This is a genomic window from Microbacterium sp. NPDC089190 (assembly GCF_040701795.1).
GTDB lineage: Bacteria > Actinomycetota > Actinomycetes > Actinomycetales > Microbacteriaceae > Microbacterium > Microbacterium galbum.
Genome location: NZ_JBFBHF010000003.1, coordinates 396295 through 413652 on the forward strand (window position 1 = coordinate 396295; position 17358 = coordinate 413652).

Annotated in this window: 16 protein-coding genes; 14 read left to right on the forward strand and 2 right to left on the reverse strand. The window is 71.1% G+C overall.

Annotation, left to right across the window (positions count from 1 at the left end; genetic code table 11):
- The first annotated feature begins 245 nt into the window (after positions 1-245).
- From AB0230_RS11845 to holA, 3 genes are all read left to right on the forward strand, one after another.
- Positions 246-866: a ComEA family DNA-binding protein gene (locus AB0230_RS11845; RefSeq protein ID WP_366375904.1), complete on the forward strand. Its 621-nt coding sequence runs from the start codon at positions 246-248 to the stop codon at positions 864-866.
- Between the two features lie 2 nt (positions 867-868).
- Positions 869-3169 (forward strand): ComEC/Rec2 family competence protein, encoded by a 2301-nt coding sequence (locus AB0230_RS11850; protein ID WP_366375906.1) that lies wholly within the window; start codon positions 869-871, stop codon positions 3167-3169.
- A gap of 93 nt (positions 3170-3262) precedes the next feature.
- On the forward strand, positions 3263-4300 hold the full coding sequence (gene holA / locus AB0230_RS11855; protein WP_363391806.1) for a DNA polymerase III subunit delta: 1038 nt from the start codon (positions 3263-3265) through the stop codon (positions 4298-4300).
- Between the two features lie 599 nt (positions 4301-4899).
- Here holA and rpsT read toward each other — a convergent pair.
- Entirely contained in the window at positions 4900-5160 is a 261-nt protein-coding gene (gene rpsT, locus AB0230_RS11860) for a 30S ribosomal protein S20 (protein ID WP_136585549.1), read from the reverse strand.
- A 115-nt stretch (positions 5161-5275) separates the two neighbouring features.
- Positions 5276-6001 carry an alpha/beta hydrolase gene (locus AB0230_RS11865; RefSeq protein WP_366375908.1) on the reverse strand — a complete coding sequence of 242 codons (726 nt, stop codon included), beginning with the start codon at positions 5999-6001 and terminating at the stop codon, positions 5276-5278.
- 86 nt (positions 6002-6087) lie between these two features.
- On the opposite strand from AB0230_RS11865, the gene lepA reads away from it, so the two are divergent.
- The 11 genes from lepA to era all read left to right on the forward strand — a co-directional run bounded on the left by lepA (position 6088) and on the right by era (position 17305).
- Entirely contained in the window at positions 6088-7932 is a 1845-nt protein-coding gene (gene lepA, locus AB0230_RS11870; protein WP_315995622.1) for a translation elongation factor 4, read from the forward strand.
- Positions 7933-7959: 27 nt separating this feature from the next.
- Complete coding sequence (locus AB0230_RS11875; RefSeq protein WP_315995623.1) at positions 7960-8604, forward strand: DUF1990 family protein; 645 nt, start codon at positions 7960-7962, stop codon at positions 8602-8604.
- On the forward strand, positions 8604-9821 hold the full coding sequence (gene hemW, locus AB0230_RS11880) for a radical SAM family heme chaperone HemW (protein ID WP_366375911.1): 1218 nt from the start codon (positions 8604-8606) through the stop codon (positions 9819-9821). Before AB0230_RS11875 ends, hemW begins: the two co-directional genes overlap by 1 nt.
- Before the next feature lie 265 nt (positions 9822-10086).
- Complete coding sequence (gene hrcA, locus AB0230_RS11885) at positions 10087-11127, forward strand: heat-inducible transcriptional repressor HrcA (RefSeq protein ID WP_363391799.1); 1041 nt, start codon at positions 10087-10089, stop codon at positions 11125-11127.
- A 62-nt stretch (positions 11128-11189) separates the two neighbouring features.
- A complete protein-coding gene (dnaJ, locus tag AB0230_RS11890) occupies positions 11190-12314 on the forward strand; it encodes a molecular chaperone DnaJ (RefSeq protein ID WP_366375914.1) in 1125 nt (374 codons plus the stop codon).
- A 2-nt stretch (positions 12315-12316) separates the two neighbouring features.
- The gene (locus tag AB0230_RS11895) at positions 12317-13051 is read left to right on the forward strand and encodes a 16S rRNA (uracil(1498)-N(3))-methyltransferase (RefSeq protein ID WP_366375916.1); all 735 of its coding nucleotides are present in this window, start codon (positions 12317-12319) and stop codon (positions 13049-13051) included.
- 170 nt (positions 13052-13221) lie between these two features.
- Entirely contained in the window at positions 13222-13569 is a 348-nt protein-coding gene (locus AB0230_RS11900) for an HIT domain-containing protein (protein WP_363391793.1), read from the forward strand.
- 49 nt (positions 13570-13618) lie between these two features.
- Positions 13619-14644, forward strand: a complete 1026-nt coding sequence (locus tag AB0230_RS11905; protein ID WP_315995901.1) for a PhoH family protein — start codon at positions 13619-13621, stop codon at positions 14642-14644.
- Positions 14641-15108 (forward strand): rRNA maturation RNase YbeY, encoded by a 468-nt coding sequence (gene ybeY, locus AB0230_RS11910; protein ID WP_076675771.1) that lies wholly within the window; start codon positions 14641-14643, stop codon positions 15106-15108. The genes AB0230_RS11905 and ybeY overlap by 4 nt, the downstream gene beginning before the upstream one ends.
- Positions 15105-16415, forward strand: coding sequence for a hemolysin family protein (locus tag AB0230_RS11915; protein ID WP_315995629.1), 1311 nt, complete (start codon positions 15105-15107; stop codon positions 16413-16415). Before ybeY ends, AB0230_RS11915 begins: the two co-directional genes overlap by 4 nt.
- Positions 16412-17305: a GTPase Era gene (era, locus tag AB0230_RS11920; RefSeq protein WP_315995630.1), complete on the forward strand. Its 894-nt coding sequence runs from the start codon at positions 16412-16414 to the stop codon at positions 17303-17305. The genes AB0230_RS11915 and era overlap by 4 nt, the downstream gene beginning before the upstream one ends.
- The last annotated feature ends 53 nt before the right edge of the window (positions 17306-17358 follow it).

Sequence of the window (17358 nt, forward strand, 5' to 3'; positions counted from 1 at the left end):
CTCCGGATGCCACGTCCTGACGCTCCCCGGAGCGTTGGGGCGTGGCATCCGGTGCTCTCGGGGTGGGGGCATGAGCCGTGGCGCCTCGTGAGCGGGTGAGCGGGCCGGCGTCGATGCGGTAGCGGCGACGCCGTCGGGGAACTCCGCCTCAGGCGGTTCCTCCCCACGGGGCGAGATGGCGGGCTCGTCCACGGATGCCGTCGGCGTGCCCACTCGGGAACGGTGCTCCTGCCTACCGTGAGCGTATGACCGCCCGTCCCGTGCAGACCCCGGATGCCGACTCGTCCGGTGCGCGCCGGAAGCTCGGCGTCGGTGCGGTCATCGTGCTCGTGTTGGCGGCCTTCGCCATCACCATCGGGATCGGGATGTTCCGCGCAGCGACCGGGGCCGAGACCGTCACGCCCGGCCCGTCGCCGTCGCGCAGCGCGATCGTGCCCGTCCCGTCCGGCATGTACGTCCATGTCGCCGGTGCCGTCCGCCGGGCGGGGCTCTATCGGCTCGATGCCGGTGGCCGGGTGGCTGACGCCGTCGCGCTGGCCGGCGGGTTCGCCGACGACGCGGACCGCGACGGCGTCAATCTCGCCCGCACGGTGACCGACGGGGAGCAGATCGTCGTTCCGGTGGCGGGTGCCGCTCCGGAGACGGGCGCGCCGGCGACCGCGGGAGGCGCGAACATCCTCATCGACCTCAACACGGCGACGGCCGAGCAGCTCGACACCCTGCCGCGGGTGGGGCCCGCGATGGCCGACCGCATCATCGCCTGGCGGACGGAGAACGGACGGTTCACCAGCGTCGACGACCTTCTGTCGGTGCCGGGCATCGGCGACAAGATGCTGGCCGCCATCCGCGACCTGGTGCACGTGTGAACGTGAGGCGGGCACTGCTGCGGCGGTCCCTGCGGCCGGTCGCTGTGGCGGGGGGCACGTGGGCGGCGGCCGCCGCGGCGACCGTCCTGACTGATCCCGGCCTTCTCGCGGCGGGCCTTGCGGCGGCCGCGGCCGGAGCGGTGGCGCTCCTCACCCGGGTGCGGCATCCGATCCTGGTCGTCGCCGCTGTCGCGCTCGGCTGCGCGGGCGCCTCGGCCGGCACGGTGGCGTCCCTCGTCCCCACGCGCGAGGCCGTCGCGCATCTGCAGGTGGAGGGCGGGCGGCATCTGCGCGTCACGGCGACCGTGACGGGACATCTCGCCCGCAGTTCCCAGGGCGGGGCGTGGGCGGATGCGACGGTCTCCCTCGTCGCTGCGGGCGACACCGCGGTGCGCGGGCTGATCCCGGCCCGGATCGGCCTCGACTCCGAGACCCTGGACGACGCCGCTGCACTCGGACCCGGCAGCGAGCTCGTCGTCGCGGGAACGGGTATCCCCACTGATCCCGCCGACCGCGCGATCCTGGCGCTGCGGGTGACCGAGGTCGAGCGGGCGGCTGCGCCCGAAGGTCTCTGGGCGACATTCGAACAACTGCGAGACGGGCTGGTCGACTCGACTCGCGGCCTGCCGCAACCGGGGGCGGGCCTCATCCCGGGACTGGCCGTCGGAGACACCTCCAGCCTCGACAGCGCCACCGAGACCGCCATGAACGCCGCCTCCCTGTCCCACCTGACGGCGGTGTCGGGTGCGAACTGCGCCTTGGTCGTGGGGTCCGCGTTCGGTCTCCTCTCCCTGTGCGGGGTCGGCCGCGGCATCCGGGTGGTCGGCGCGCTCACCGTCCTGGCCGCGTTCGTCATCCTGGTCACACCCGAGCCCAGCGTCGTCCGAGCCGCGGTGATGAGTGCGATCGCGCTGCTGGCGGTCGCCCTGGGGCGACCGGCCGTCGGCATCGCCGTGCTGGCGGGGGCGACGACCGCGCTGCTGATCGCCGACCCGTGGCTGTGCCGATCGCTCGGCTTCGCCCTGTCGGCCGCGGCGACCGCGGCCCTGCTCGTGTTGGCGCGCCCGCTCGCCGACGGTCTCGGGCGATGGATGCCGGCACCCCTCGCTCTGGCGCTGGCGGTGCCCTCGTCGGCTCAGGTCGTGTGCGGCCCGCTGATCGTGCTGATCGACCCCCACGTTCCGCTGCTCGGGGTGGTGGCGAACATACTCGCCGATCCGGCCGCGGCGCCGGCGACGATCGCGGGGGCGCTCGCATGCATCGCCCCCATCCCCTGGTTGCGCGATGGTCTGACGGTGCTGGCGTGGATCCCCGCCGCCTGGATCGCCGCGGTCGCGCACACGACCGCCGGTGTGCCCGCGCAGAACCTGCCGTGGCCGGACGGGACCACGGGTGCTGCGCTTCTGGCCGTCGTCGGTGCCGCGATCATCATGGCGATCGTCCGCCCTCAGCGGGTGCCGCGCCTGACCGCCGTTGCGACGGCGATGGTCGCGGTCCTGGTGGGGGTGGCCGGCGCCACGGGAACCGTGCGCTCCGTGGCCGGACCGCTCACCGTCCCGGTGGCATGGCAGGTGGCCATGTGCGACGTCGGGCAGGGCGATGCCACGCTGTGGCGGTCCGGTGCAGCGGTCGCCCTCGTCGACACGGGGCCGGACCCGCAACCGCTCGCGGACTGCCTGCAGACCCTCGGCATCGCGCGCCTCGACCTGGTCGTGCTGACGCATTTCGACAAAGACCACGTGGGCGGGTCGGCAGCGGTCGTGGGCCGAACCTCGCTGGTGTTCCACGGCCCCCTGGGAGAGTCGACCGATCAGAAGCTGCTCGACCGCTTCGCTGCCGGTGGGGCGCGGCTCCTCGCCGCCACGATGGGGATGACGGGCGAGGTGGGCGACACGCGGTGGCAGGCGCTCGGCCCCCTGCCCGGAATGGAGCCGGGAAACGCCGCGAGCGTCGCGATCGACGTCGCCGGCGAGAACTTCCCGCGTACCGTTCTGCTCGGCGACCTCGGCGCCGAGCCGCAGGCGGCGTTGCTGCGCCGCATCGAGCTGCCGCGGGTGGAGATCGTGAAGGTGTCCCACCACGGTAGTGCCGACCAGGACGCCGAGCTCTACCACCGGTTGCACGCCGCCGTCGGGCTCATCGGCGTCGGAGCCCACAACACCTACGGACACCCGACCGCGCGTCTGCTCGACATCCTGCAGAAGGAGGGCACGATCGCGGCACGGACGGACACCGGCGGGATCCTCGCCGTCTGGCATGACGATGAAGGACGACTCGCGCTGTGGCGCCAGCGCGAGGCATGACCGGACCGGCGCCCGTTCGGCGCTCGACCCGGGCCGCCACGCGCTGAGACGCCGACCGACCACGGTGTCCGAGGGCATCGGTAGGCTGGGGGAGTGACCCCGGCCCCTCGACGCGCAGCGCCCGCCAAGGCCAAATCGGCCATCCCGCAGGTGTCCTGGCGTGCCCCGCAGCCGGCGCCCATCGTGCTGGTCTCCGGCCCCGAAGAGGTCTGCGCCGAGCGTGCCATCGCCGGCATCCGCTCCCTCCTGAAGAGCGAAGACCCCAGCCTCGAGGTCACCGACATCCGTGCCGACGACTACGCCGCCGGTACCCTGCTCTCCGTCACGTCACCGTCGCTCTTCGGCGAGCCGCGCCTCGTCCGCGTCAGCGGGGTCGAGAAGTGCAGCGACACGTTCCTCACCGAGGCCGTGTCGTACCTGTCGCAGACGCAGGAGGGCGCCACGGTCGTCCTGCGCCACACCGGCGCGAGCGTCCGCGGGAAGAAGCTCCTCGACGGCATCCGCGCGGGTCAGGGGAGCGGCATCGAGATCGCCTGCCCCGCCGTCAAGCGCGACTCCGATCGCTTCGACTTCGCGGTCGGCGAGTTCAAGGCGGCCCAGAAGCGTATCGCCCCCGTCGCGCTCCGCTCGCTCGTGTCCGCTTTCGCCGATGACCTCACCGAGCTCGCCGCCGCATGCCAGCAGCTCATCGCCGATGTGCCGGGCGACATCGACGAGCGCATCGTCGAGCGCTACTACGGCGGGCGCGTCGAGACCTCGGCGTTCACCGTCGCCGACACGGCCATCGCCGGGCAGTACGGCCCGGCGCTGCTCGCGCTGCGGCACGCCCTGGCATCCGGAGCCGACCCCGTGCCGCTCGTCGCCGCTGTTGCGATGAAGCTGCGCACCATGGCGCGGGTCGCGGGGACGCGCGAGTCGTCGTCGGCCACCGCGCAGCGCCTCGGCATGAAGGACTGGCAGGTCGACCGTGCGCGCCGCGACCTCGTCGGCTGGACCGGCAACACCCTCGGCATGGCGATCCACGCCACGGCGCGCGCCGATGCCGAGGTCAAGGGCGCCTCGCGCGACCCCGTGTTCGCGCTCGAGCGGATGATCACCGTCATCGCCACGCGCGCGCCGTACGGCGACTGAGGCGGCGCCCGGCGTCGGGGCCCCGTGAGCAAGCGCCTCAGGTACGGGCGACGACAGCGCATCGTTCGGAGACAGGTCCGATCCGGCCGGGATGCCCCTGTCACGGAACGATCCCCTGTCCTCGAGTGCGAGCCGCGTCGGCACCCGATCACGCCCGCGCGATGTGGCGCGCCAGGAACGTCGCCGCCCGGAGCGTGAGTCGCGGCTCCGCTCGCCGAAGGTCGCGAACCACGACCACCTCATCGTCATCCGGTGAGGACACCGCCCGCGCCCACCGGAGCGCCGGTTCCGGAGGCTGCCCACCCGCCGGCATCTCACCGCTGAACAACTGCACCAGCCGGGACCGTGGATCCTCCCGGTCGCCGAAGACCTTCGCCGCTCGTTCGCTCTGCATACTGCACCTCCCGGCATCCACGCTACGAACGCCGGTGCGCGGGTGCCTCCGCCGCGAGGAGGAGATCGCGTGCGCCCAGGCCTGAACATGCCGCGGACATCCCGGACGCGACGAGACCCCCGAATGCGCTGGACCGAACCTCTCGCTCCGGGAACGACGAAGCCCGCCCCGCTGAAGCGGGACGGGCTGTCGAAACGGCTGCGGCTCAGAGAGCGTTGACCTGCTTCGCGATGGCCGACTTGCGGTTCGCGGCCTGGTTCTGGTGGATGACACCCTTGCTCACGGCCTTGTCGAGCTTCTTGCCGGCGAGGACGAGCGCCTTCTCGGCGGCTTCCTTGTCACCGGCCAGAACGGCCTCGCGGGTGCGACGCACGTGCGTCTTCAGCTCGCTCTTGACGGCCTTGTTGCGCTCGCGCGCCTTCTCGTTGGTCTTGTTGCGCTTGATCTGCGACTTGATGTTCGCCACGTCGACGGTCTTTCGTTTGAGTGAGTGTTGGAAGTGCCGGTCGAGCGGTAGAGGGGCGCTGTACCGGCGGTCGTGGAGGTCGGGAAAAACCCCACACGCAAGCCAAGAGACGAGTCTAACAGGTCGAGGTCTCGACCGTGGTGAGCGCCACCTCGAGCAGCGCGTTGAACACGCGGGGCCGCATCGCCGTGACGAGGTGGGTCGTGCGCGGGACCACGATCAGCTCGGCATCCTTCGCGATCGACGTGAAGAGCTTCTCGTTCACGCGCAGCTGGTCCCACTGCCCGTTCACGAACCACAGCGGCACCTCGATGCGCCGCAGCGCCGCGAGCAGGTCGAGCACCGACAGCGACGCGAGAGCGGAGTCCTGCGCGTCGAACGCGTAGCCGCCGGCGCCGAAGTCCGGGCGGGTCTCGGCCGGGAGCGTGCGGTCGAGCACCCGGTTGGTCAGACCCAGGCCGCGGTCGGGCAGGCTGTCGAATCGACGCGCGAGGAACCGATATGCGGCGAGCCCCACCCCGCGCGGGATCGAGGTGCAGGACGCCGCGATGAACGCCGCGACCGGCGGCGGGTCTTCGCGCCCGACGTATTCGATCGAGAGCAGACCGCCCATCGAATGGCCCACGAGCAGCACGGGACCGCGGGTCGCGGCATCCCGGACCGCTCGATCGAGGGTCGCGAAGGCCTCGTCGAGGGTGAACTCCTCGCCCCGACGCGTGCCGTGCCCGGGCAGGTCGACGGCGGTCACCGGGGTGCCGCGCTGCTCGAGGTGGGCGACCTGCGCGCGCCACATGGTCGCCGACGTGCGGATGCCGTGCACGAGCACGACCTGGACCGCCATGGCATCCACCTTAGAAGCGCCGTCGAGGCGCAGCCTGAGCGTCCGCGGACGGCGATGTCGGCGCGCCACCGTAGAATCGACGGAACATGTCACCGCGCGCCCTGAAGCCCCTCGAGCCGTCCGCCACCCCGCCGGCGCAGATTCGCAACTTCTGCATCATCGCCCACATCGACCACGGCAAGTCGACGTTGGCCGACCGCATGCTGCAGATCACCGGCGTCGTCGCCGACCGCGACATGCGCGCGCAGTACCTCGACCGCATGGACATCGAGCGCGAGCGCGGCATCACCATCAAGTCGCAAGCGGTCCGGATGCCGTGGTCCACGGCCGACGGCACGTTCGCCCTCAACATGATCGACACCCCCGGTCACGTCGACTTCACCTACGAGGTGAGCCGTTCGCTGGCCGCGTGCGAGGGCGCGATCCTGCTCGTCGACGCCGCTCAAGGCATCGAGGCGCAGACCCTCGCCAACCTCTACCTGGCGCTCGAAAACGATCTGACGATCATCCCGGTGCTGAACAAGATCGACCTCCCCGCCGCCGACCCCGACAAGTACGCGGCCGAGCTGGCGGGTCTCATCGGCGGCGACCCCGCCGACGTGCTGCGCGTCAGCGGCAAGACGGGGATGGGCGTCGAGGAGCTGCTCGACCTCATCGTCGAGAAGATCCCCGCTCCCGTCGGCGTGGCGGACGCGCCCGCGCGCGCGATGATCTTCGACTCGGTCTACGACGCCTATCGCGGCGTGGTGACCTACGTCCGCATGATCGACGGGGCACTGCAGCCGCGCGAGCGTCTGCAGATGATGTCGACCGGCGCGACCCACGAGGCGCTCGAGATCGGCGTCTCCAGCCCCGAGCCGATCCCCACCCAGGGGCTCGGCGTCGGCGAGGTCGGCTACCTCATCACCGGCGTGAAGGACGTGCGCCAGTCGAAGGTCGGCGACACGATCACGACGCACCGCAAACCCGCCACCGAGGCTCTCGCGGGGTACACCGACCCGAAGCCCATGGTCTTCTCGGGTATCTACCCGATCGACGGCAGCGATTACGCCGAGCTGCGCGAGGCCCTCGACAAGCTCAAGCTCTCCGACGCCTCGCTGCAGTACGAGCCCGAGACCTCCGTCGCGCTCGGCTTCGGGTTCCGTTGCGGCTTCCTCGGCCTGCTGCACCTCGAGATCATCACCGAGCGCCTCTCACGCGAGTTCGGTCTCGATCTGATCACCACCGCTCCGTCGGTGACCTACGAGGTCACCACCGACACCGGCGAGACCGTGTCGGTCACGAACCCGAGCGAATACCCCGACGGCCGCGTGGCCTCGGTCTCGGAGCCGATCGTCAAGGTCGGCATCCTGCTCCCGAAGGACTACGTCGGTACCGTCATGGAGCTGTGCCAGTCACGCCGCGGCACGCTTCTCGGCATGGACTACCTCAGCGAAGACCGGGTCGAGCTGCGCTACAACATGCCGCTCGGCGAGATCGTCTTCGACTTCTTCGACCACCTGAAGTCGCGGACGCAGGGCTACGCGAGCCTCGACTACGAACCGGCCGGACAGCAGACCGCCGACCTGGTGAAGGTCGACATCCTCCTGCAGGGCGACAAGGTCGACGCGTTCAGTTCGATCGTGCACCGCGAGAAGGCCTACAGCTACGGCACGATGATGGCCGAGCGGCTGCGCAAGCTCATCCCGCGCCAGCAGTTCGAAGTGCCCATCCAGGCCGCGATCGGTGCGCGCATCATCGCGCGCGAGACGATCCGCGCGATCCGCAAGGACGTCCTCGCCAAGTGCTACGGCGGTGACATCACCCGTAAGCGCAAGCTCCTCGAGAAGCAGAAGGAGGGCAAGAAGCGCATGAAGATGGTCGGTCGCGTCGAGGTCCCCCAGGAGGCGTTCATCGCCGCGCTCTCCGGCGACGTCGAGGCCAAGAAGTAGAACGCACGCAACCGAGAGGGGTGGATCATGCGCAGGCAGAACTTCACCGATGACACGGTCGACTACGCGGCGGTCGGCGCCACCCAGGCGCCCGACCTCATGCAGTATCCGCCGGAGCACTCCGTGCCCGCCGAAGACGCCTGGCGCATCGGCAGCGGCGAGGAGCGTTTCGCCGCCGCGAGCGAGCTGCTGCTGTCGTGGGCGCCGTTGCGCGGCGAGGAACTCAGCATCACCGACGTGCGCCCGGCATCCGGGGAGGGCTACGCGGGCGTCGGCTTCGACGCCGAGGGCGCGCCCGTCGCGCCGAGCCGGCTCGAAGCAGAGCAGCGCTTCGCCGCCGACGGCACGCCGTTCGTCCGCCCCGGCACCGGCGTGCGCCTGCACGGCAAGGTCGATGGGCACCGCGCCGACGCCGAGCTGCGCGTCATCTCGGTCTTCGAGGAGCCTCGTCGTGTCGGCTTCATCCTGGGCACCGTGGGGCACTCGATCGTGAGCGGCGAGGAGCTCTTCAGCCTCGAGTGGCGCGAAAACGACGAGGTCTGGTTCGTCGTACGCGCCTTCGATCGGCCCACCGCCCCGTCGTACCGCCTCTTCACCAGCCGCGTCCGGCGTCGGCGCAAGGCGTTGTTCGCGCGCTACCTGCGAGCGATCTCGCCGCTGTACTCCTCCTGATGGGCGGGCCCCTCCCGCTCGGAGACCCCGCGCCGATCGACGGACGCCTCCCCGACGACCTCGTCATCGATCCCGGCGCCGATTTCGGCGTCTACCTGCACGTGCCGTTCTGCCGCGTGCGCTGCGGCTACTGCGACTTCAACACCTACACGGCGAGCGAGCTCCGCGGAGCGCGGCAGGACGACTTCGCCGACACCCTGGCCACCGAGGTGCGCCTGGCGGGCGCAGTGATGGATGCCGCGGGCGGTCGGCGCGCAGCATCCACGGTGTTCTTCGGGGGAGGGACGCCGACGCTGCTGCCGCCGGGCGACCTCGCCCGCATGCTCGACGCGGTCCGCGACGAGTTCGGCATCGCGCCGGGCGCCGAGGTGACCGTGGAGGCGAACCCCGACACCGTGGACGACGCGGTCGCCGACACCCTCGCCGCCGCCGGGGTGACGCGCCTGTCGATCGGCATGCAGTCGGCCCGGCCCCACGTGCTCGCGGCGCTCGACCGCACCCACGATCCGCTGAACGTCGCCACCGCGGTCGCGGCCGCGCGCCGCGCGGGTCTCGACGTCTCCGTCGACCTGATCTACGGCGCGCCGGGGGAGTCGCTCGACGACTGGCGCGCCTCGCTCGAGGCGGCGACCGCTCTCGAACCCGACCACGTGTCGGCGTACGCGCTCATCGTCGAGGACGGGACGAAGCTCGCGCGGCAGATCCGCTCCGGCGCCGTCGCGACGCCGGACGACGACCTGCAGGCCGACATGTACGAGCTCGCCGACGATCTGCTCGCCGCCGCGGGCTACGACTGGTACGAGGTGTCGAACTGGTCGCGGGGCGTCGCGCACCGTTCGCGCCACAACCTCGCGTACTGGCGCGGCACCGACTGGTGGGGCTTCGGTCCGGGCGCGCACAGCCATGTCGCGGGGCTGCGCTGGTGGAACGTGAAGCATCCCGCCGCGTACGCCCAGCGGCTCGCCGCCGCCGAATCGCCCGCCGCGGCGCGAGAGCGTCCCGACGAGACGGCGCGTCGGCTCGAATCGGTGCTCCTGCGCAGCCGCATCCGCGAAGGGCTCCCGGTGCCGGAGATCCTCGGCGAGGGGCGCAAGGCCGTGGCATCCCTCATCGCCGACGGGCTCATCGAGGGCCCGGATGCCGTGCGCGGGCGCATCGTGCTGACCCGTCGCGGACGCCTGCTGGCGGATGCCGTGGTGCGCGCGCTGACGGCCTGACCCGGGGACGCCTCTGCTGCCCACGGGCTGAATCGTCGGGCGTGACGATGCCCGCGGCCCGTTGGCGCGTCGGTGCTTCGTGCAAACGCCCGGCGAGGCGTAAACGCCCTGTCCGGGGGTTCGCCGCTCGGAGCGGCGTTCACACGCACGCCGCGCCGCCTGACAGCGACGCCGCCGACCTCCGCGAGCCGCTCGACGCACGGGCGGGGCGATCGTCGTAGAATTGGCACTCAGTCGAGTCGAGTGCCAAACGGGAGGAGCAGCCATGGTGTCGGAACGCGGCCTCCAGGTCTTGCGCGCGATCGTCCAGGACTACGTCGACACGCGCGAGCCCGTCGGCAGCAAGGCCATCGTCGACCGCCATGCCTTCGGAGTGTCGGCGGCGACCATCCGCAACGACATGGCCCTCCTCGAGGACGAAGACCTCATCGTCGCGCCGCACACGTCGTCGGGACGCGTCCCGACCGACAAGGGCTACCGCGTCTTCGTCGACCACCTCGCCGAGCTCCGCCCGCTGTCGAGCGCCCAGCGCAGCGCCATCACCTCCTTCCTCGATGAGGCGGGCGACCTCGACGACCTCCTCGCACGCACGGTACGGGCGCTGACGCAGCTGACCGGCCAGGTCGCGATCGTGCAGTACCCCTCGTTCGCTCGCGCCAACGTCACGCACGTCGAACTCGTCGCCCTCGGCGGGCCCCGGGTTCTCGTCATCCTGGTCACTGACACCGGTCGGGTGTCGCAGCGCATCGCGCTCGTGCCCGCCGAGCCCGGCGAGAGCGACATCGCCCTGCTGCGCGCGCGCGTGGGCGCGGTGCTCGTCGGACACAGCGTCGCCGAGAGCTCCCAGCGCGTCTCCGAGGCCCTCACTGCCGGCCCGCGCCCCGGGGTCGTGCTCGACGCGATCGCCGACGCGGTCCTGCGCGTGGTCGGGGAGGAGCTCGAGGCCTTCCGTCAGGACCGTCTCGTCATGGCCGGCGCCGCGACCCTCGCCAAGCGCGAGCAGGACTTCCGCGGCAGTATCTACCCGCTCCTCGAAGCGATCGAGGAGCAGGTGACCCTGCTGCGCCTGATGAGCGAGATGGTCGCCGACGAGAAGGGACTGTCGGCGAGTATCGGGCGCGAGAACGAGCCTTTCGGCCTCGTCGAGGCCTCCGTGCTCGCGAGCCGGTACGACGGCTCCACCGGCGGGGCCCGCGTGGGTCTGCTCGGGCCGACCCGCATGGACTACTCCTCCAACCTCGCGGCGGTCCGCGCCGTCGCGCACTATCTGACCCGGATGCTCGAAGACGACGACAGCTCGCGCTGACGTCTCGCGCCGCGAGCACTCCCCACGAGAACGACCCCGCGCGAGCGGGCAGGAAGGCGATTGTGGCTGACCACTACGAGGTCCTGGGCGTCGAACGCGACGCCAGCCCGGAAGACATCAAGAAGGCCTACCGGCGTCTCGCGCGCCAGCTGCACCCCGATGTGAATCCCGGCGAGGACGCGTCCGAGAAGTTCAAACTCGTGACACACGCCTACGACGTGCTGAGCGATCCCGAGCAGCGCCGCCGCTACGACATGGGCGGCGACCAGAGCCCGTTCGGGGGCGGGGGAGCGGCCGGGTTCGGCGGTTTCAGCGACATCTTCGAGACGTTCTTCGGCGGCGCGCAGGGCGGCGGCGGAGGCCGCGGCCCGCGACCGCGGTCACGCCGGGAGCGCGGCCAGGACGCCCTCGTGCGCGTCACGCTGCAGCTCGGCGACGTCGTCTTCGGTACGCACCGCGACCTCGAGGTCGACACGGCGGTCCTCTGCGAGACGTGCCAGGGAGCGTGCACGCAGCCCGGTACCAGCGAGGTCACCTGCGACATCTGCCACGGTTCCGGTCACGTGCAGCGCACCGTGCGGAGCCTCCTCGGCAACGTCGTCACCAGCCAGCCCTGCACCGTGTGCCACGGTCACGGCACGACCATCCCCTACCCCTGCGGCACCTGCCAGGGTCAGGGCCGGGTGCGCGCGCGCCGCACGGTGTCGGTCGACATCCCCGCGGGCGTCGAGTCGGGCCTGCGCCTGCAGCTCCCCGGCTCGGGCGAGGTGGGCCCGGCCGGAGGCCCCAACGGCGACCTGTACCTGGAGATCACCGTGGAGGCGCACGACGCATTCAGTCGCGAGGGTGACGACCTCGTCGCCACCCTCGAGGTGTCGATGCCCGACGCCATCCTCGGCGCCACCACGACGATCGAGTCGCTCGACGGCTCCGTCGACCTCGAGGTGCGCCCGGGCGTGCAGTCGGGCGACGTGCTGACGATCAAGGGCCGCGGCATCACGCCCCTGCGGGGCAGCCAGCGCGGCGACCTGAAGGTCGGTGTGCACGTGGTGACCCCCACGCGCCTCGACCACAAGGAGCGGGCTCTCATCGAGGAGTTCGCCAAGCGCACCAAGGCTCCGGCGCCCCGCCTGGCCGAGCACCAGCAGGGCATGTTCAGCAAATTCCGCGATCGCTTCCGCCACTGAGCATGGCGCTGCACTTCGTCACCGACGACGCCACCGACGCACAGCCGGGGGATGCCGTGACCCTCACCGGGTCGGAGGCGCATCACGCCGCGAGCGTGCGGCGCGTGCGGGTCGACGAGGCGGTCACGCTCGGCGACGGACGCGGCGTGTGGCTCTCGGGAGTCGTGACCGCTCTCGGCCCCAAGCAGGTCGACGTGCGCGTCACGGGCCGCGAGGAGGTCGCAGCGCCCGTCCCGCGGTTCGTGCTCGTGCAGGCATTGGCGAAAGGCGACCGCGACGAGCTGGCCGTCCAGGCGGCGACTGAGCTCGGCGTCGATGAGATCGTCCCGTGGCAGGCGGCGCGCAGCGTCTCGCGCTGGGATGCCAAGGCCGACAAGGGGCTCGCGCGCTGGCGGACGATCGTCCGCGAGGCTGCGAAGCAGGCGCACCGCGCGTGGGTGCCCGAGGTCGAGGGCGTGGCCCGGACGGCCGACCTCGTCGCCCGTGCCGGTGCCTCTGTCGTCCTCGTGCTCGAGCCGACGGCATCCGTCCGCCTCACCGAGGTGGCCGCGGAGGAATCGGACGGTCGCGACGTGGTGCTCGTGGTGGGCCCGGAGGGCGGGATCGCCCCGGAGGAGCTGTCGGCGCTCGAAGACGCCGGCGCCCGCCTCGTGCGGCTGGGCGACACCGTGCTGCGTACCTCCACCGCGGGGGCCGCGGCCATCTCGGTGCTGTCGGCGGCGCACGGGCGCTGGTGAGCCTGGCCGTGCCGGGCGCTTCTCGCATCCGGCGCGGATACGGCAGATCGGGGCGTCGATTCTCCGCCCCGAGCGGTGGGATCCGCCCCGATCCGGGTCGGTGAGCGCCGAGAGGGCGTCGGCGAAACGGCCGAGCCCCGGTGTCGGAGGCCCTCACTAGACTGGATGCCATGAGCGAACCGTCGATCTTCACGCGCATCCTGCAGGGCGAGATCCCTGCCGAGATCGTGGCCGAGACCGAGAACGCCTTCGCGATCCGCGACATCGCCCCTCAGGCGCCGGTGCACCTGCTCGTCATCCCCAAGACGCAGCAGTATCGCAACGTCGTCGAGCTCGCGGCCGGCGACCCGGAGCTGCTGACCGAGGTGATCGGTCTCGCGAACAGCGTCGCCGCCGAGCACGCCGACGGCGATTTCCGTCTGATCTTCAACACCGGCGAGGGTGCCGGACAGACCGTCTTCCATGTGCATGCCCACGTTCTCGCGGGCGGCCTGAACGAAAAGAGCCTGGGTGGCTGATTCCCCCGAAGAGACCGTCTCCGAGCAGATCGCCGTCGACGGCGTGGCCATGGTGCAGCTGCTCGGTCCGCAGGACCGTCTCCTGCGCGTCGTCGAGAAGGAGCATCCCGACGTCGACGTGCACGTGCGCGGCAACGAGATCACGCTGTCGGGCTCTCCCGCGGCGGTGCGGGCCGCTCGCGGCCTGGTCGACGAGCTGGTCGCCATGACCCGCTCCGGCCACGGCCTCGACCCGGCCGACGTGACGAGTTCCAACCGCATGCTCCGCACCGACGGCGGGCCTCGCCCGTCCGAGGTGATGGGCGAGGCGATCCTGTCGTCGCGCGGAAAGGTGATCCGCCCCAAGACGGCCGGCCAGAAGGAGTACGTCGACGCGATCGACGAGAACACGATCGTGTTCGGCATCGGCCCCGCCGGTACGGGCAAGACCTACCTCGCGATGGCCAAGGCCGTGCAGGCGCTACAGCGCAAAGAGGTCAACCGCATCATCCTGACCCGACCCGCCGTCGAGGCGGGCGAGCGACTCGGGTTCCTCCCCGGAACACTGACCGACAAGATCGACCCGTACCTGCGCCCGCTGTACGACGCGCTCAACGAGATGATGGACCCCGACATCGTGCCCAAGCTCATGGCGACGGGCACGATCGAGGTCGCCCCGCTGGCCTACATGCGCGGTCGCACGCTGAACGACTCGTTCGTCGTGCTCGACGAGGCGCAGAACACCACGCCCGAGCAGATGAAGATGTTCCTCACGCGCCTCGGCTTCGGCACCCGCATGGTGGTCACCGGCGACATCACGCAGGTCGACCTCCCGCAGGGCGCCTCGGGTCTGCGTCTGGTCACCCGCGTGCTCGGCGACATCGACGACATCCACTTCTCGCGCCTGACCAGCGACGACGTCGTGCGTCACTCCCTGGTCGGCCGTATCGTCGACGCGTACAGCGAGTACGACGAGAAGCGCCTGGCCGCGCGTCGCGAACGCGACGAGGCCTCCGAGTTCGCCAACCGTGCGGAGCGACGCGGCCCCGGTGCCGCCGGTCCCCGCGATCACCTCCCGAGACGAAACCGCTCATGACGATCGAGATCAACAACGAATCCGGCCACGAGGTCGACGAGCAGGTCCTGCTGCGCCTGATGGAGTACAACCTGGCGGAGCTGCACGTCAGCGCCGACGCCGACGTGGCGATCGTGCTCGTCGACGAGGGGGCCATGGAGTCGCTCCACGTGCAGTGGATGGACGAGCCCGGCCCCACCGATGTGCTGAGCTTCCCGATGGACGAGCTGCGTCCCGGCTCCGAAGACGCCCCCACCCCCGCAGGGCTGCTGGGCGACATCGTGCTGTGCCCCGCCGTGGCCGAGACGCAGGCGGTCGCCGCGAAGCACTCGACGCAGGACGAACTCATCCTCCTCACCACGCACGGGTTGCTGCACCTCCTAGGATTCGATCACGCCGAACCCGACGAGGAGCGCGAGATGTTCGGGCTCCAGCGGGAGCTGATCACCGGGTTCCAGGCCGTCGAGCGCCAGCGTCGGGCATGACCGAAGCGCTCCTCCTCGTCGCCGCCTTCCTCCTCGTCGCGTTCGGCGGCCTGATGGCGGCCTCCGAGGCGGCGCTCGGCGTGACCTCGCGCACCGACCTTCTCGAGCTCGGCGCCTCAGGCCGCAACGCCCGATCGCTCCGGCGGATCGCCGACGACACGAGCGCGCACAACACCGCGGTGGTGTTCATCCGCGTGCTCGCCGAGACGACCGCCGCCGTGCTCGTCGCCGCCGCGTTCATGCTGATCTTCGACGACATCTGGTGGGCCGTGATCGCCGCGGCCGTGCTCATGACGGGCATCTCGTTCGTCGCGGTGGGGGCGAGTCCGCGCACCGTCGGTCGCCAGCACGCGCGCGGTCTGCTGCGCGGCGTCGCCCCCGTCATCCGGGGCATGCGCATCCTGCTCGGCCCGCTCGCGCATGGTCTCGTCGCCGTCGGCAACCGCGTGACGCCGGGGGTGTCGCACTCCACCTCGTTCGCGTCGGAGGAGCAGCTGCTCAGCATCATCGACGAGGCGGCCGAGAACGAGTTGATCGAGGAAGACGATCGCGAGCTGATCCACTCGGTCTTCGACTTCACCGATCGCTACGTCCGCGAGGTCATGGTGCCGCGCACCGACATGGTCAGTGTGGATGCCGCGGCCACCTCCCGCGAGGCCCTCGCGCTGTTCCTCGAGAAGGGGGTCTCCCGGGTGCCCCTCGCCGATGACGACGCCGACGACGTCGTGGGCGTGCTGTACCTGAAGGATCTCGTGCAGTTCGGCTTCCGCGACGAGGCCGGCTGGCGCGACGCCCCCATCCGCCGCATCGCCCGGCCGGCCGTCTTCGTCCCCGAGTCGATGAAGGCCGAGACGCTGCTGCAGCAGATGAAGAAAGATGCCGTCCACGTCTGCCTGGTCGTCGACGAGTACGGCGGCGTCGCGGGTCTGGTGACCCTCGAAGACCTCATCGAGGAGCTGGTGGGCGAGATCGCCGACGAATACGACGCTCCCAACACTGAGATCGTCGAGCTCGGCGAGGGCCGCTACCGGATCAACGCGCGCCTCGGGCTCGACGAGGTCGGCGACCTGTTCGGTCTCGAGCTCGACGACGAGGACGTCGACTCGATCGGCGGCCTGCTCGGCAAGGCGCTCGGCCGCATCCCTCAGCCCGGCGCCACCGCCGAGCACTCCGGCCTCGTGATGACCGGAGGCGCGTCGCGCGGCCGGAACCGGGGCATCGCCACCGTGATCGTCGAGCGCAGCGAGGTCTCCGCCGACGACGACGCCGACGCAGAGCTGTCGGCGCGTGAAAGGAACGACAGATGACCGACACCCGCTCCGGGTTCGTGACCTTCGTGGGGCGACCCAACGTCGGCAAATCCACTCTGACCAATGCGCTCGTGGGCGAGAAGGTCGCCATCACCAGCGAGAAGCCGCAGACGACGCGCCGCGCGATCCGCGGCATCGTCAACCGCCCCGGCGGTCAGCTCGTGGTGGTGGACACCCCCGGCATCCACCGCCCGCGCACCCTGCTCGGTCAGCGCCTGAACGACCTCGTCGAGCAGGTGCTCGGCGACGTCGACGTCATCGCCTTCTGCGCACCGGCGACCGAGAAGGTCGGTCCCGGCGATCGCCGCATCGCGGAGTCGCTGTCGGGCTACCCGCGCGCGAAGAAGGTCGCCCTCGTGACCAAGACCGACGCCGCGACCCGCGATCAGATCACCGAGCGTCTCGTCGAGGTCGATGCACTTCGCGAGGACTGGGCGGCGGTCATCCCGCTGTCGGCGGTGACCAACGATCAGCTCGACGTGCTGAGCGACGAGCTGCTCGCCCTCATGCCCGAGGGCCCCGCGCTGTACGCCGACGACGTGGTGACCGACGAGACGCTCGAAGACCGCATCGCCGAGATCATCCGCGAGGCGGCCCTGCACGGCGTGCGCGACGAGCTCCCGCACTCGATCGCCGTGACGGTCGACGACGTCGCGCCGCGCGAGGACAGCGACCTGACCGACGTGTACGCGAACATCGTCGTCGAGCGCGACAGTCAGAAGGCCATCATCATCGGCAAGAAGGGCTCGCGCCTGGCCGATGTGGGCGCGCGAGCACGCGCGGGCATCGAGCCGCTCGTGGGCGGCCGCGTCTATCTGTCGCTGCACGTGCGGGTGGCGAAAGAATGGCAGCGCGACCCGAAGCAGCTCGGACGCCTCGGCTTCTGAGCCCCGGAGACCGCGCGACACCCGCTCGGCCCCCGACCGCGTGACCCCGACCG

Excerpts from the sequence above, each read along its gene's own strand:
- AB0230_RS11845 (WP_366375904.1), top strand. The coding sequence starts at position 246 with ATGACCGCCCGTCCCGTGCAGACCCCGGATGCCGACTCGTCCGGTGCG.
- AB0230_RS11865 (WP_366375908.1), bottom strand. The coding sequence starts at position 6,001 with ATGGCGGTCCAGGTCGTGCTCGTGCACGGCATCCGCACGTCGGCGACC.
- lepA (WP_315995622.1), top strand. The coding sequence starts at position 6,088 with ATGTCACCGCGCGCCCTGAAGCCCCTCGAGCCGTCCGCCACCCCGCCG.
- AB0230_RS11875 (WP_315995623.1), top strand. The coding sequence starts at position 7,960 with ATGCGCAGGCAGAACTTCACCGATGACACGGTCGACTACGCGGCGGTC.
- hemW (WP_366375911.1), top strand. The coding sequence starts at position 8,604 with ATGGGCGGGCCCCTCCCGCTCGGAGACCCCGCGCCGATCGACGGACGC.
- hrcA (WP_363391799.1), top strand. The coding sequence starts at position 10,087 with ATGGTGTCGGAACGCGGCCTCCAGGTCTTGCGCGCGATCGTCCAGGAC.
- AB0230_RS11895 (WP_366375916.1), top strand. The coding sequence starts at position 12,317 with ATGGCGCTGCACTTCGTCACCGACGACGCCACCGACGCACAGCCGGGG.
- AB0230_RS11900 (WP_363391793.1), top strand. The coding sequence starts at position 13,222 with ATGAGCGAACCGTCGATCTTCACGCGCATCCTGCAGGGCGAGATCCCT.
- AB0230_RS11905 (WP_315995901.1), top strand. The coding sequence starts at position 13,619 with ATGGTGCAGCTGCTCGGTCCGCAGGACCGTCTCCTGCGCGTCGTCGAG.
- ybeY (WP_076675771.1), top strand. The coding sequence starts at position 14,641 with ATGACGATCGAGATCAACAACGAATCCGGCCACGAGGTCGACGAGCAG.
- AB0230_RS11915 (WP_315995629.1), top strand. The coding sequence starts at position 15,105 with ATGACCGAAGCGCTCCTCCTCGTCGCCGCCTTCCTCCTCGTCGCGTTC.
- era (WP_315995630.1), top strand. The coding sequence starts at position 16,412 with ATGACCGACACCCGCTCCGGGTTCGTGACCTTCGTGGGGCGACCCAAC.